We start from the raw sequence: 14,811 nt of genomic DNA on the forward strand, positions 1-14,811 counted from the left end.
TGCGGCTTGAGGCTTAGCCCCGTGTCTGCGGAATACGGGTCTCAGGGGGAGCCATAAGAGTGTAGCGCTTATACATGAACACCCGCCAGTGAAGAATCATACCGAAGGCCAAGATGAAGAACAGGCCGCCGGATTGCGGAATCGATACATATTGGTTGATGAACTCATGCAGTACGGTGCGGATCAGCAGCAGACCGAGCAGAATGAAGGCGAAGCTCTTGGAACGCTGGGCGTAAATCTGGCCCTCCCGTGCTTCGAATTTGGTACTGCGCATCAGCGGATAGGCAAAAATAAACCAGCCGATCAGGAAAGCCAGCACCGCCCACCACCAGGGGAAGCGCACCTCAGGTACTACGAACATGGCAAAGCCTGTTGACATGCCGAGCGGCGGAATCCATATTTTGCGGATGGTCACCGGGCGTGAGCTTGCCTTCAGACGGATAAAAATAACCATCAGCGCCATAAACACGGCTCCCAGAGTGGAGCCCACATGCAGAAGCGAGGGGTTAATATTGCCCATGATACACGTTCCTCTCTGTGATTTGTGTCACTTATTTTTTCATTATAGCAGATATTTCTATATATACAGAATGGGGGGCGTACAGCAATCAATGAACATAATAAACCCGCCAGGGGATCCTGACGGGTTCATTATGCAAGTATAAGTTTTAACAGGTTCAAGGTCGCTCATAACTATGCAGATTAAGAGCGGCTGCGTCCGCCGACCGAACGAAGGATCAGGCTGACGATAAAGATCAGGACGATCGCACCGATAAGTGAAGGGAAGACATAGAAATCACTGATCTTAGGTCCCCAGCTTCCCAGCAGCATGCCGCCGAGCCATGAACCAAGAATACCGGCAATGATGTTACCGATAATACCTCCCGGAATATCTCTGCCCATAATCAGGCCTGCCAACCAACCAATCACGCCACCGACAATCAACATCCATAATAAACTCATGATGCTTCAGCTCCTTTGTATGTGTTTGTGTTTCTTCGATGGTTACTATTAACCCTCGACTCGTACGTTTAAACCATGTGAGAAATTTTGTGGTGATGCATATTTTGTATATCAGTATGCCCTATAAATGGCTGTTTAACACGGTTCATGTGCCGGGTATATAAACATGTTATAGTGAAAAAGAAGCGCGGATGTGAGTGAACACTCCACTGCATAGGGTATACATAAGTAAAGGGAAATAAGCCTATGCGCTACTTACTATAAAAGGGGATACTGCCATGCACCAGCCTAATGAAGTATTGTTTTACATTGGAACCTACAACACTAAAGAAGAGGAGGCTATCCTGCTGGGGGCCCTGGACAAGGAAACAGGGGAAATGCGGGTGCTGAACGGTACAAAGGGCATCGAGAATCCGTCCTATCTGGCCTTAAACCGTTCGGGCACCGTACTCTATGCGGTAAGCGAGCAGGATGAGGGTGAGGTTCATGCCTTTGCCGTGGAAGACGGTACCGGGGCGCTGCATCCGCTGGGCGGCAGACGTACGGAAGGCGGAGCACCCTGTTATGTCTCCATCCGTCCGCAAGGCGATTACATATTTGTAGCCAATTATATGGGGGGTAATGTGAATGCCTTTCCGGTGAATACCGATGGTTCACTTGGAGAGATGTCTGCCCAGGTAAGGCATGAGGGTTCAGGAATCCGTCAGGACCGGCAGGAAGCGCCGCATCCCCATTCGGTTATTCCTGACAGTACCGGCGGGCGTGTGCTGGTCTGCGATCTGGGCATCGATCAGGTGCTGCTTTACCGTGTCGAGGACGGCAAGCTGATTACGCACCGTGAGGTGAATCTGCCGCCGGGCGCGGGACCGCGCCACTTGGCCGTGCATCCGTCGAAGCAGTGGATCTATCTGATAAATGAGCTGGACAGCACCATTACTGTCTTTGCCAATGATGAACAGAACGGTGACCTCAAACTATTGCAAAGCCTCAGTTCATTGCCGGAAAATTATACTGCCGGCAGCGATGATACTGCTGCGGATATCCATGTCTCCCCATGCGGACGGTTCCTGTATGCTTCTAACCGCGGCCATGACAGTGTGGGTTTATTCTATATAGACGCTGAGACAGGGCTGCTGGAGTCTGGCGATTGGGTGATATCCGGCGGGCGGACCCCGCGTAATTTTACAATTATCGGCGGCATGCTGCTTGCGGCCAACCAGAACAGCAACAATATCGTATCGTTCAGAATCGACAGAGAGAGCGGACGGCTGATTCCTACCGGCAACGAACTGGAAATCACAGCACCGGTCTGCCTGACCCCCTTGCAGCTAATATAGAATAAGGGTCTCCCTTAGCAGCCTTTGCGGCTGTTAGGGAGACCCTTAATTTATAAATTTGCACAGACAGCTATTTCACTCCGCCATCTATATTCTCTTCTCCAGTATAGAATCCGATATCATCGAGCATAATTTTATCGCCTGCTTCCTGCAGATAGAAGGTTATTCCGGCCAGCTCATCCGGGCTCAGGCGGGGTTCTTCCTCAAGGAAGCTTTCGAAGGGCAGCTCATAGGTCTGGAAGATTGCCTCCGAAAGGTCCCCGTATTTACCGTTACTGACCCGTTCCTCAAGCCAAGGGCTTAGCGTAAACTCTGTCTGCGGCAGCGGCAGAATGTCCATCACTTTGTCCAGCGGCAGGCGCGCACTTATATGATTGCTGTCAGTCAATTCAACTTCTATAGCAGGAACCGGCGGGATTTCCGCCGCTAAGCCTTGAGCGCTGTCGTCTTCCAGAGCATCGGCATTACGGTTCGCCATGGAGAAAGTCAGGCCGGACGCACCCGACCCGGCGACCTCCCTGGTGAGGCTGTCTTTAAGCTTGATGCCGTAGGCGGCTTCTTTGTTGTCTTCTCCGGACTTGTATTCCAGAAGGATGCCGTAGGTCGCTTTGCTCTTGGATTCCCGGTCCTTGGCGGTTTCTTCCGTCCAGTCCAGACCTATAGCCGCGGCTGTGCCGCCTGTCACCGTATTCTTGTTGCGGTCCTCATCAAAGGTAGCCACCGGGATATAGTTACCGCTCTGGAACCGGCTATAGTAAGCCGTATCCGGCAGCCACTGCGCACCGCTGCGGTAATCGCGGAACAAATCCTGATATTCGCTTTGCCCGTGCAAAGTGGTCTCCAGAAATGCCGAGACGTACACTTTGGCAATTTGCCGCTGCTTGTTACCGTCCATGATCTGCGCGCGGCTTAGGAATAAGCCGGCCGGCAGCGCCTGGTCATACAATCCCCAGCTTGTGTTGAACTGGCTGTGGTTAGCATCGGCGATGTAGAGTGAGCTTTTGAAGGCTGCGGAGCCGCTGGAGAAGCTTGAACGTATATACTGCCGGTCTCCGTAGAAATCGTGAACATCGCCGTCGCGTGCACCCTGCAGTGTCAGATAATTGACATCTTTCAGCCGTGCCTGCTGATTATCAATTGCTTTATCTGTAGGAGCCAGGGCGATGACCGAAACAATGTTGAACTGCCTGGTTGCTGCCAGTACAGGATCGTCCTTGAACCAGCGGGCGGCATCGGCAGCCATGGCAACTGCCTGCCCGCCGCGGCTGTGGCCCAGCAGGGCTGTATGACTGTAATCGACCTTCTGGTAGAAGAGATTTCCGGGCTGCTGCGCGAAGTTTCCGATTTGCTGCAGATGCTTCAGGATCAACCAGGTCCGCACTTTGAAATCATTGTCCGGAATGCCGGACCAGGCCGAGTAATTCAGAAAGTTCTCGTCCAGGGAGACGGCAATGAAGCCCCGGCTGGCCAGCTGCTCCCCTAAGTAGGCGTAACCGCCTTCTGAATAGTCCTCCATCATGTGATTGCCGTGCACCATCAGTACCAGCGGAAAGGGGCCTTCCCCGTCTGGCATCCATACCTTTGCATTGACAGGAAGCGCATTGTAGTCGAATCCCCAAAAGATCGTACGGAGCCTAGGCCAGTTCTTGATAAAGGCTGATGCATCGGCAGAAGCTGAGGTCAGGGTGACGTCTGTGCCATACTCCTTACGGTGCAAGTCTTCACCGCTGCCATAAGTGAAATACTGATACGTATAATCCCCCGGACTTCCGGGATCGGCTGCTTCAATGGGAACGGCATTTCCGTTTGATACAGCCGATGTATCCCGGGCGGACTCGCTGTGTCCAGTGCCGTATAGCGGCAGCGGAGCCAGCAGGACGGCTATAGCCAGCAGCGTTCCGGTTAGGGTCCGTCTGCTGCGCAGCAGACCGATGGACAGACCGGCTGCTCCGCCGAGCAGGGCGGCGATGCCGGCTATTACGGCAGCTGCTTCAATCTCAATATCCGCAAAATATAGGATTAACAGTACAGCTCCCGTGGAACTCAGGAAGGTGCCGGCAAACAGCCGCGGAAAGCGGAGGCCGGTTAAGGACAGCAGCAAGGCCAGAATATTGCCGGCCAGCGCCAGCACGAGAGTTCCCGCACCGGCAGCCAGTATGATATCCGCTGCGGTTCCGAGTCCTGTAGGAATGCCCAGAACAGCAAGGATAAAGGCAAGGGTCCCTATCGTCCAAGGACCGGCCAGAGCCGTCCTCCATAGTCTTGTGTCATATACATAGGTGTCTTTGATGCGTCTTGCCATTTCCCCAAGTATGCGTTTAGGCAGCCGCGCTCGCTGCGGCTGCGGAACATACTCCAAATCCATTCCCATGATTCTCTCCCCCGGCAGTTGCGGTGATTTCTGTTTTTTTTGGCCTATAAGATGTAGCAATAATATTACTTTACGGCTTCAATAACAAGTGGGTCTTACAGGAACAGCAGCCACCTGCTTCCCTGACGGTACCCCAAAAATATCTTGCTCCCATTTTGAAAAAAAGATTTGACAGGGTGCGGAGATTTCAGTATTATGTGTATAACCTACTAAATGGGTAGGAATAATTGAATAAATTGTTCTTACCGTACAGACGGAGGAGCGCCCGCTTGACGCAAGCAGACACGTGTCTTTGGACCGGTTTGACCTGCCATACGTGGGCCTTCTGCGTCTTTTTCTGCTACTGGAATTTCATAGGAAGTACGGAAATCATTCATTATTATGAGAAAACATGGGGGAGTGGTTTGAATGAAGAAAGGGATCAAGAAGGGGCTTATCGCCGGGTTCACCTTATTACTGACGGCAGGGCTTACTGCTTGCGGAAACAATAACAATGCGAATAACAGTGCGAATGCTGCGACAGATGCTCCGGAAGCCACCACTGCCGCAACCAATGCGGCTGCTACAGCTGAAGCGACCAAGGCGCCGGCAAAAGATCCGGTAGAGCTGCTGAATGTATCCTATGATCCAACACGCGAGCTTTATGAGAACTATAACAAGGCTTTTGCTGCTTATTGGGAGCAGGAAACCGGTCAGAAAGTAACGATTAAGCAGTCTCATGGCGGTTCAGGCAAGCAAAGCCGCGCTGTCATTGACGGTCTGGAGGCCGATGTCGTTACGCTGGCACTTGGCTATGACATTGATGCACTGCAGGAAACGGGCCTGATCAATGAAGGCTGGCAAAACAAATATGAGCACAACAGCTCACCATACACTTCGACGATCGTATTCCTCGTTAGAAAAGGCAATCCGAAGGGAATTAAGGACTGGCCGGATCTGCTCAAGGAAGGCGTAGAGGTTATTACACCGAATCCGAAAACCTCTGGCGGTGCCCGCTGGAACTATCTGGCGGCCTGGGGTTATGCGCTCGACCATAACAACAACGATGAAGCTAAGGCACAGGAATTTGTACAGGAATTGTTCAAGCATGTACCTGTACTGGATACCGGAGCACGCGGCTCCACTACCACCTTCGTTGAGCGGGGAATCGGCGATGTGCTGATTGCCTGGGAGAATGAGGCTTACCTGTCGATTAAGGAGCTGGGTCCGGACAAATTCGAAATCGTAAATCCTTCGGAAAGCATTCTGGCAGAGCCGCCGGTTGCGGTAGTTGACAAGATTGTCGACAAAAGAGATACACGTGAAGTGTCCGAAGCCTATCTGAAGTATCTCTACTCCGAAGAGGGGCAGACCATCGCTGCAGAGAACTATTACCGCCCTACGCTGGAAAGTGTGAAAGAGAAGTTTAAGGATCAATTCCCTGAGATCAAGCTGTTCACACTGGCTGATAAATTCGGAACCTGGAAAGAAACACAGGAGAAGCATTTCAATGACGGCGGAATCTTTGACAAGATTTATGTGCCGGGCAGCTAAGGAAAGAGCCTGCGGGGAAGGATTCCGTCAGGGGTGCTGATCGGCATAGGAGCCGAAGGCAGGAAAGGATGAATGCGTAAATGAATGTCTCTACCACGGCTGCAGCGCAGCGCAAGGTGCTTCCGGGTTTCGGGCTTACCATGGGTTACAGCGTGCTGTATCTGAGTCTCGTTGTTCTGCTGCCGCTGTCTGCCCTGCTCATAAATTCCACTGGACTGACCTGGGCTAAATTCTGGGACGTGGCCACAGACCCGCGCGTTCTGGCCTCGTACCGTGTCAGCCTTAGTACTGCGGCAGCAGCGGCTTTAACGGATGCTTTTTTGGGTCTGCTGATGGCATGGGTGCTGGTTCGCTATGAGTTTCCGGGCAAACGGATTTTCGACGCCCTGATCGATCTTCCGTTCGCGCTGCCGACCGCGGTAGCGGGGGTATCACTTACAGCACTTTATTCCCAGAATGGGTGGATCGGCTCCCTGGTGGAGCCGCTCGGGCTGAAGGTGGCATTCACGCCGCTCGGCATTACGCTGGCGCTGATGTTTATCGGGATTCCATTCGTGGTCCGTACCGTACAACCGGTGCTGGAGGATCTGGACCGGGATATGGAGGAGGCCTCAGCGACGCTGGGTGCCGGACGGTGGCGGACGTTCCTGCGGATCATCCTGCCAGAATTGCTTCCTGCGCTGCTTACCGGGTTCGCGTTGGCTTTTGCCAGAGGAATCGGTGAATACGGGTCCGTAGTCTTCATCTCCGGCAACATGCCGATGAGGACAGAAATTGCCCCGCTGCTGATCATGACCAAGCTGGAACAATTCGACTATGCCGGCGCTACGTCGGTGGCACTGTTGCTTCTGCTGATCTCCTTCCTGATGCTGCTGGTGATCAACACGCTTCAGCGCTGGGCACGCAAGGGCTCCCGGTAGGCTATGCACTTCCTTAACGGATTTAGCTATTATACATGTTAGGGGGAATAAACATGGCAGGTACTGTACCCATGTATGCTCCAAAGCAAAAAAGCAGTGTATCTTCACCCGCCACTAGGGAATCCTCTGTGGTGAAATGGGTACTGATCGCTGCCGCCGGGCTGGTGCTGCTCTGGCTGATTGTCCTGCCGCTGATCGTTGTGCTGACGGAGGCGCTGAAGCAGGGCTGGGATGTCTACATTGCTGCCCTGACTGATCCGGATGCGGCCTCGGCATTACGGCTGACCCTGCTCGTGGCGGCGATTACTGTTCCGCTCAATACGGTGTTCGGGGTGGCAGCGGCTTGGGCCGTTACTAAGTTCCGCTTCCGCGGCAAGGGCTTCCTGATTACACTGATTGATCTGCCGTTTGCTGTATCGCCGGTTATCGGGGGACTGATCTTTATCCTCGTGTTCGGATCGCACGGCTGGTTCGGCTCGTGGCTGAGCGATCATGATATCAAAATCGTCTTTGCACTTCCCGGCATTGTGCTGGCGACGTTATTTGTAACCTTCCCTTTTGTGGCCCGTGAGTTGATTCCGCTAATGGAGGATCAGGGGACACAAGAGGAGGAAGCGGCGATTACGCTGGGTGCGCGGGGCTGGCAGATCTTTTTCCGTGTGACACTGCCCAATATTAAATGGGGCCTGCTCTACGGGATTATTCTCTGCAATGCGCGGGCAATGGGAGAGTTCGGTGCGGTATCCGTAGTGTCTGGCCATATCCGCGGAGAGACGAACACGCTGCCGCTTCATGTCGAAATTCTGTATAGCGAATATCAATTCTCCGCTTCTTTCGCTGTCGCTTCATTGCTGTTGCTGCTGGCCCTGGTGACGATGATCATCAAAAGCTGGCTGTTACGCAAAAATGCTCATTGACAGCTCTTTTGATTCCATGCTAAGTTAAAGCTCAGTATACAAGTTGGATATTACGGAATTTAACCGGAAATCACCCCTGTCCGGGGAAAGGGAGGCTGGAGAATGGCTAAGCCACTGAAGGTGGATGAGGTATGGCTAACACGGATTGCAGAACTTCTGGACAACATGGAATTTGGCTCACTGCATATTGTGGTGCATGAAGGCCAAATCGTTCAGATGGAGCGTACGGAACGCAAACGTTTCGAGAATAGCTCTGCTAATCCGCGTTATAGTGTAGAAACCGGAAGCCGGCGCACCGATACCCGTTCCGCGGGACGGGGATAGAAGCTATACCCTACCACTGGACTTACTTTTTCTGCAGCAGGAATAATTGCCCCTGTCATTATAGCGGTTCCGGATCGGTACGATACAGAAACCAAACAGAGCAGTGATCCTCCAATGTTGGAAGAATCACTGCTCTGTTTCTGTCGTAAGGCCTAGGCAGGTTAATACCGCGGTCTCTGCCGGGAAGCAAAGATACCTTCAAATAGCAGGATAACGGCAGTTATGACATGCATGATCCAGCCGACGAATGGAATAAAGGCGACTATCGAAGTGACAATCCCGACGATGTTGCCGATGAATGGCCCGCGTTCCCTCAGCAATATGATTACCGCAGCTGCGTGGAGCAGGAAGGCGATGCCGAGCGGCACCCAGCCATTGGCTACCACAAAGGCACCTCCGATAAACGGCAATGCCAGGAAACCCTCGTATGCAAAAGTCCCCCATTTAAACAATTTTCCTAATGATGACATGATTCTTCACCGGTCCTTTTCAGATTAATAAGATGGCTTTGTCTGTTATTAGTTACCCGTCTTTTATGGACTGAGAATTATGCAGGTACAGTGTAGCGGATTTCCATATAGTTTACGTCAAGATAAGCTTTACGTTTCAATTTCTGTACTGGGTTAATCCGGCCCGGCTTGATGCAGCTGCTGCTGTCGTATATATTGGTAACAGTGTGGACGCCTGTAAGCAGGCTTGGGCAGAGAACGGGGGAGAAGAGCGTGGATATGGCAGGAAACCTGGAGATCCGCTATGTGCCTCCTGCAGTAGAGCAGTATCTGTCCCTGCGGGTGGAAGCAGGGCTAAGTCCGATGAGTGCCGAGGGTGCAGAGGCCGGGCTTCCGCGTTCTTGTTTTGCGGTAACGCTCTATGACGGGGAACTTCTTATCGGAATGGGGCGTGTGATCGGGGACGGGGGCTGTTTTTTTCAAGTTACCGATATCGCCGTCAAACCTTCCTATCAGGGGCAAGGATTAGGCAAAGTCATTGTGCGTGAAATCAGGAGTTTCCTGGACACCATTCCCGCACAATCCTATGTCAGTCTTATCGCTGACGGGGAGGCCTCGAAGCTGTACGGGCAGTATGGCTTTGTTCCGGTAATGCCGTATTCGCAGGGGATGTTTCTGCGGCGCTGAGGTTCATAATATGACAGGCCACAGGAAGAGGCAGACCCCACATTGTGGGGTTATTTTTACCTGATTACAGGTTCAGGAAGGTGAGGAAGCAGGAATGGATGTTGTGGTGTTTGGTGCTTCAGGAAGAATAGGGAAAGCGATCGTACAGGAAGCGTTAAAAAGAAAACACGAGGTGACCGCTGCTGTCCGCAATCCGGAATCCATAGAGCTGCAGCATGAGCGTCTGCAGATTGTGTCCGCAAATATTCTGGATCCGGCATCGGTAGCTGCAGCGGTATCGGGCCACGGGGAAATTATCAGCGCCTTCGGACCCGGATCCGGGCAGGAGAATGATCTGCTCAGGGCGGCAGAATCGCTGCTGGAGGGGATGCAGCAGGCCGGTGTAGCACGCCTGATTATTGTAGGCGGGGCAGGCAGCCTTAAGACGGAGTCCGGTGAATGGCTGATGGATACGCCCGGGTTCCCGGAGGACTTCCGGCCGCTGGCTGCCGCCCATGCGCATGCCTATGAAATCTATAGGGGCTCAGAGCTGGATTATACGTACATCAGTCCGCCCGCTGCCATTATTTCCGGCCGCCGGACCGGCATGTTCCGGATTGGCCTGGACCGGCTGATTACGGATGAGGACGGGAAGAGCAGCATCAGTGTGGAGGATTTTGCGGTAGCAGTGGTGGATGAGCTGGAGGAAGGCAATTTCAGCCGTGAACGGTTTACTGTAGCTTATTAAGCGGCGGCGGACCGGGGAAGATATAACAAGGAATGGTTTGGACAGGCAGGGATTCTGTCCCGGCGGATAGGGGTAAGGCTTATTGCATAATATGCTGTAAGGCTTACCCTTTATTTAAATATTGATTGATTGTCGGGTTGCATGTTGATTAATGGATAAAAGTAAGACGAAGTGCCGTGCAGCTGGCTCAAGGGAGCTCTCTGCAAATCACTGAAACGAGAACAATTTAGTGAAAAGTGGGAGTGGGAGGGCTGAGGTGAAGTAGTGGGCTACAGAGTCCTCCTACTAATTTTTTCCGGGCGACGGGGAGGGAACGTAATGGGATTTTCTCCTGCTAATTTCTTCTGGGGGGGATGGGGAGAGGACCGTAGTGGATTTCCTCCCCCTAATTTCTCCCCTTTGGATCAAAAGCACTTTACTTGGGAAATTAGATTGAGTTTTTCCGTTTTAAGTCGAAAACGAGTGAATTAGTTGGAGTTTTTCCACTATAGCTGGACACAGTCCTTCAGGGCGATGAACCGCTGCACGCAAATACTCGCTTTGAACTATTTTTCTATTGTTTGATTCTTGTGTGTGTTTTAGTTCATCTTTAAGCTAAATCAACAGGTCTGCACATTGTGCAGCGGAAGGGATGGGGACAATGGATCTAGTCACTGCGGAGCAAATGCGGGAGCTGGACCGCATGACGATAGAGAAGCTTGGCATTCCGGCAATTGCTCTGATGGAGAATGCCGGACGGGCAATTGCCGAGGAAGTGATTGCGTTGTGTCGGCGCGGAGGGGATTTGGATGGGGACAGGGCTGGCGGTAGTGTAGGTGGAAGCGGCTGGGGCGGCGAGAGCCGTGGGCGTGGCGTGGGCCCGGCGGTCCTGCCGCCGGGCTTTGCGGTCAGCGGCGACCGGGCGCTGACCCTGGATGCTGCCGGCGAGCATTGGCTGATCCTCGCCGGCAAGGGCAATAACGGCGGCGACGGCCTCGCCGCCGCCAGGTACCTGCGTGAGGCGGGCATCGCCGTCACGCTGGTGTACGCGGCCGCGCCGGAGTCGCTGGCCGGCGAAGCGGCCGTGCAGCGGGACGCCGCAGCGGCCATGGGTCTGCCGGCCGTAGTCTACGGCCGGGACGTCATTGACTTTGCCGCCTGCAGCGGCATCGTCGATGCGCTGCTCGGCACCGGCAGCGCGGGTGCCCCGCGCGGGGCCTATGCGGCCCTGATTGCCGCCGCGAACAGCAGCGGCAAAAGAATTGTGTCCGCGGACATCCCGAGCGGGCTGAACGCGGACACGGGCGAGCTGCATGAGCCGTGCATTCATGCAGCAGTGACGGTATGTCTCGCGTTTCTCAAGCGGGGCCTGGTGCAGTATCCCGGCGCGGGAGCCGCCGGGCGGGTCGTAGTCCGCTCCATCGGCATCCCTGCTGCCTCGGCCCGTGAGGCCGGGGTGCAGGCCAGCCTGCTGACCCCGGAAGTGCTGCGGACACGTCTTCAGGTCGACGTGTCGCGCCGCCGCTCGCCCGAGGGCCACAAGGGCACCTATGGGCATGTCTTGCTGGCGGCGGGAAGCCTTGCGATGAGCGGTGCGGGTCTGCTTGCGGCCCGGGCCGCGCTGCGTGCAGGCTGCGGTCTGGTGACCTGGGCGCTGCCGGACAAGCTGCTGCCTTATGTAATCGGTGCCGCACCGGAGATTATGCTGGCCGCGGCCGGCGGCCGGGAGGACGGCACCTGGAATGCGGGGACCGCTGCGGAGGTGCTGAGGCTCGGCGCTGTACGCGATGTGACCGCCACCGGTCCCGGCCTTGGCCGGTTCGAAGGGGACGGGGAGTGGCTCCGCATGCTGTGGGAAGGCATCAAGGGACCGCTGGTACTGGATGCCGATGCCCTTAACATCCTGGCGGACTGTGACTATTCGGCCTGGTCCAGCCCCGGCCGGCCCGTCATTCTTACGCCGCATCCCGGGGAGATGGCACGGCTTGCCGGACTAACTACAGCGGAGGTGCAGCGTGACCGGATCGGCCTGGCACTGGCTTATGCCATGCAGCACGGTGTAGTGCTCGTACTGAAAGGAGCGCATACCGTCATTGCCACACCTGACGGAGAAGCTTATGTTAATGTCACAGGTCACCCGGGAATGGGTACAGGCGGAGCGGGTGATGTGCTGACAGGGATTATTTCCGGCCTGCTGGCGCAGGGCCTGAGTGCCGTTCAGGCAGCGGCTTTCGGTGTGTATCTGCACGGAATGGCCGGGGAGCGGGCGGCAGGCGCGAGAAACCATCCGGCGGGTTTAATCGCCGGGGATATCATCGAAGCGCTTTAGCAGCGGCTTACATTAGCACGAGGCAGAGCAGCGGCACGAACAGTGCGAATACGGGCAGGAGCAGCGGATAACGTTCGCCGGACAGCTGGGCTAGCCGAAACAGCAGCAGCACTCCGATACCGTAGAGGGCACAGGTCTGTGCGTCTCCGCCTTGCTCGGAGGCCAGCCATAAGCCGGCGCCGAATCCGGTAGCAGCATACAGGACAAGCGAAGGGCCGAGGGATGAAGAACGGAACATGCGCAGGAGGGCGTCTGCAATGAGTGCGGCCGGCAGCCCGTAGGCATAAACGGCATAGGGCACGGAAACCGGCCAACCCTCCGGCACCCCGTCTGTATGCGGTAAACCAAGCAGTACAAGCGACACCAGCATGAAGGTCAATCCGGCAGCGGATAACTTGGACAATGCATACATACCTGCAGACAGCCGGACAGAGGGCAGATCGTACTCTTTGATTTTGTTCATCTGATAACGTCCTTTCAGGTTAGGTGAACGGCGCTGCCGGACTCAGCGGAGTATCCGGCGGTTTTGTAATGTGCAGATTTCAAGCGATCTAAACCGCTTCTTCCCGCAGATCAGCTGGTGACCATGTCCCCGCCGTTAACATGAATGCAGGTGCCTGTTACATAGGAAGAATCCGGTCCGGCCAGATAGACATAGGCTCCGGCAAGCTCATAGGGTTGTGCGGCACGCCCCAGCGGGGTATCGGTTCCGAATACGCTGACTTCGGCAGCAGAATAGCTGGAAGGGATGAGCGGGGTCCACACCGGACCTGGAGCAACGCTGTTGACCCGGATTCCGGTATCGGCAAGCGACAGGGCAAGAGAGCGTGTGAAGGTGACGACTGCACCTTTGGTGGACGAATAGTCGATCAGTTTCTTATTGCCCTGGTAAGCGGTAATGGAGGCGGTGTTGATGATGGAGGCTCCCTTGTTCAGATGCGGCAGTGCAGCCTGAGTCAGGAAAAAGTAAGGAAAGACATTGGTCTGAAAGGTCTGGTACAGCTGCTCTTCGGTGATATCCAGAATGCTCTGCTGCGGATACTGCACAGCAAGATTGTTGACTAGAATATCCAGCCGGCCAAAGGTCCGTACAGTGTGCTCTATCGCCTGGAAGCAGTTTTCCCTATACCGTAAATCGGTTTCAATCCGCAGGCAGCGGCGGCCAAGCTGTTCAATACGCTGTGCTGTGACCTCGGCGTCTGAGGCTTCATACAGATAGGCAATGGCCACATCCGCTCCTTCTTTGGCAAAAGCGATGGCCGCCGCCTTGCCGATCCCGCTGTCTCCGCCGCTGATAAAAGCAACCTTGCCCTGCAGCTTGCCGCTCCCGCGGCTGTCCGGGTCTTCACTGATTGGCCGGGGATTCATCAGGCTCTCCAGGCCGGGCTGGCGGTCCTGGTGCTGGGGCGGGAAGGCAACGGGCTGCTTGCGGCATACTGTCTGTTCCCCGTAATAGGGGTAAGTAGGATTCATTGCGTGATACTCCTCCTTGCGCACTGTCTGTTTTGTATATTTTTATGCATACGCCCAGAGAAGCGTGCGCCATCCGCTGGCGTGAGCTGACAGAAGCCGCCGGCGGATTTCGCTCTTTGTGTTTCAAATCTCGCAGCGTACCGGGAGAAAGAAATGATAAATTAAATCTGCGCTAACTTGCACGATTTTGAGGAGGAACACATGCCGGATATTGCTGATTTTGCCGACCCTGACTATTTGTTGAGGGGATCCGTTCTGCAGCAGGAAGTGTATGATCTGCTTCGCGGGCTTCGGATCACGGAAGTGCTGGCGGCTTATCATCCGCTGCTAGCGGGTACGGTTCCTCTCGGAATTCAAGTGGAGGGAAGTGATCTGGATATTATTTGCGAGGTGCATGATCACGTGCGGTTTACCGCTGAGGCCCGGAGTTATTTTGGGGACAGGGAGGGCTTCTCAGCTATAACCCGTATCGTTCAGGGAATCGTCCGTACCAAAATCAACTTTGTTGCCGGCGGCTGGCCGGTTGAGCTGTTTGGGCAGCCCAGGCCAACCCTGCGGCAAAACGGGTATCTGCACATGGTGGTGGAGTGGCGGATTCTGAATATGCTCGGGGCAGGCTTTCGCGAAGCGGTGATTGAACTGAAGAGGGGCGGAATGAAGACGGAGCCGGCCTTTGCCAGATTGCTGCATCTGGAAGGCGATCCATATGAGGCATTGCTGAACCTGGGTACTCTGACACCGGAAGAACTGAATTCTGTATGCAGCAAGGTTTATCCTTACATATATTAAATTTGGAAAGCGG

General features: G+C 54.6%; 15 protein-coding genes. 9 read left to right on the forward strand and 6 right to left on the reverse strand.

Annotated features, from left to right (window positions below):
- Positions 1-13 precede the first annotated feature (13 nt).
- Positions 14-520, reverse strand: a complete 507-nt coding sequence (locus QU597_RS02090; RefSeq protein WP_310831152.1) for a CcdC family protein — start codon at positions 518-520, stop codon at positions 14-16.
- A 182-nt stretch (positions 521-702) separates the two neighbouring features.
- Positions 703-963, reverse strand: coding sequence for a GlsB/YeaQ/YmgE family stress response membrane protein (locus tag QU597_RS02095; RefSeq protein ID WP_054943165.1), 261 nt, complete (start codon positions 961-963; stop codon positions 703-705).
- A gap of 278 nt (positions 964-1,241) precedes the next feature.
- On the opposite strand from QU597_RS02095, the gene QU597_RS02100 reads away from it, so the two are divergent.
- On the forward strand, positions 1,242-2,300 hold the full coding sequence (locus tag QU597_RS02100) for a lactonase family protein (protein ID WP_310831153.1): 1,059 nt from the start codon (positions 1,242-1,244) through the stop codon (positions 2,298-2,300).
- Between the two features lie 70 nt (positions 2,301-2,370).
- On the opposite strand, the gene QU597_RS02105 is transcribed toward QU597_RS02100, so the two are convergent.
- Positions 2,371-4,671: an alpha/beta hydrolase gene (locus QU597_RS02105; protein WP_310831154.1), complete on the reverse strand. Its 2,301-nt coding sequence runs from the start codon at positions 4,669-4,671 to the stop codon at positions 2,371-2,373.
- A 408-nt stretch (positions 4,672-5,079) separates the two neighbouring features.
- Between QU597_RS02105 and QU597_RS02110 the strand changes: the two genes are divergently transcribed.
- From QU597_RS02110 to QU597_RS02125, 4 genes are all read left to right on the forward strand, one after another.
- Entirely contained in the window at positions 5,080-6,204 is a 1,125-nt protein-coding gene (locus tag QU597_RS02110; protein ID WP_310831155.1) for a sulfate ABC transporter substrate-binding protein, read from the forward strand.
- 80 nt (positions 6,205-6,284) lie between these two features.
- Positions 6,285-7,124, forward strand: coding sequence for a sulfate ABC transporter permease subunit CysT (gene cysT, locus QU597_RS02115; RefSeq protein ID WP_310831156.1), 840 nt, complete (start codon positions 6,285-6,287; stop codon positions 7,122-7,124).
- A gap of 53 nt (positions 7,125-7,177) precedes the next feature.
- On the forward strand, positions 7,178-8,041 hold the full coding sequence (gene cysW, locus QU597_RS02120; RefSeq protein ID WP_310831157.1) for a sulfate ABC transporter permease subunit CysW: 864 nt from the start codon (positions 7,178-7,180) through the stop codon (positions 8,039-8,041).
- 102 nt (positions 8,042-8,143) lie between these two features.
- Positions 8,144-8,365, forward strand: a complete 222-nt coding sequence (locus tag QU597_RS02125) for a YezD family protein (RefSeq protein ID WP_310831158.1) — start codon at positions 8,144-8,146, stop codon at positions 8,363-8,365.
- A 161-nt stretch (positions 8,366-8,526) separates the two neighbouring features.
- On the opposite strand, the gene QU597_RS02130 is transcribed toward QU597_RS02125, so the two are convergent.
- Positions 8,527-8,835 (reverse strand): hypothetical protein, encoded by a 309-nt coding sequence (locus tag QU597_RS02130; protein WP_310831159.1) that lies wholly within the window; start codon positions 8,833-8,835, stop codon positions 8,527-8,529.
- Positions 8,836-9,093: 258 nt separating this feature from the next.
- Between QU597_RS02130 and QU597_RS02135 the strand changes: the two genes are divergently transcribed.
- The 3 genes from QU597_RS02135 (at position 9,094) to QU597_RS02145 (ending at position 12,536) form a co-directional block, all read left to right on the forward strand.
- On the forward strand, positions 9,094-9,501 hold the full coding sequence (locus QU597_RS02135; RefSeq protein ID WP_310833208.1) for a GNAT family N-acetyltransferase: 408 nt from the start codon (positions 9,094-9,096) through the stop codon (positions 9,499-9,501).
- A gap of 94 nt (positions 9,502-9,595) precedes the next feature.
- Complete coding sequence (locus tag QU597_RS02140) at positions 9,596-10,228, forward strand: NAD(P)-dependent oxidoreductase (protein ID WP_310831160.1); 633 nt, start codon at positions 9,596-9,598, stop codon at positions 10,226-10,228.
- A 640-nt stretch (positions 10,229-10,868) separates the two neighbouring features.
- A complete protein-coding gene (locus QU597_RS02145; protein WP_310831161.1) occupies positions 10,869-12,536 on the forward strand; it encodes an NAD(P)H-hydrate dehydratase in 1,668 nt (555 codons plus the stop codon).
- Between the two features lie 7 nt (positions 12,537-12,543).
- On the opposite strand, the gene QU597_RS02150 is transcribed toward QU597_RS02145, so the two are convergent.
- Both QU597_RS02150 and QU597_RS02155 read right to left on the reverse strand, forming a co-directional pair.
- Positions 12,544-12,999 carry a hypothetical protein gene (locus QU597_RS02150; RefSeq protein WP_310831162.1) on the reverse strand — a complete coding sequence of 152 codons (456 nt, stop codon included), beginning with the start codon at positions 12,997-12,999 and terminating at the stop codon, positions 12,544-12,546.
- Positions 13,000-13,109: 110 nt separating this feature from the next.
- Positions 13,110-14,009, reverse strand: coding sequence for an SDR family oxidoreductase (locus QU597_RS02155; protein WP_310831163.1), 900 nt, complete (start codon positions 14,007-14,009; stop codon positions 13,110-13,112).
- Positions 14,010-14,210: 201 nt separating this feature from the next.
- On the opposite strand from QU597_RS02155, the gene QU597_RS02160 reads away from it, so the two are divergent.
- On the forward strand, positions 14,211-14,798 hold the full coding sequence (locus tag QU597_RS02160) for a DUF4269 domain-containing protein (protein ID WP_310831164.1): 588 nt from the start codon (positions 14,211-14,213) through the stop codon (positions 14,796-14,798).
- Positions 14,799-14,811: the final 13 nt, after the last annotated feature.

This window comes from Paenibacillus pedocola, assembly GCF_031599675.1.
GTDB classification, from domain to species: Bacteria; Bacillota; Bacilli; order Paenibacillales; family Paenibacillaceae; genus Paenibacillus_AQ; species Paenibacillus_AQ pedocola.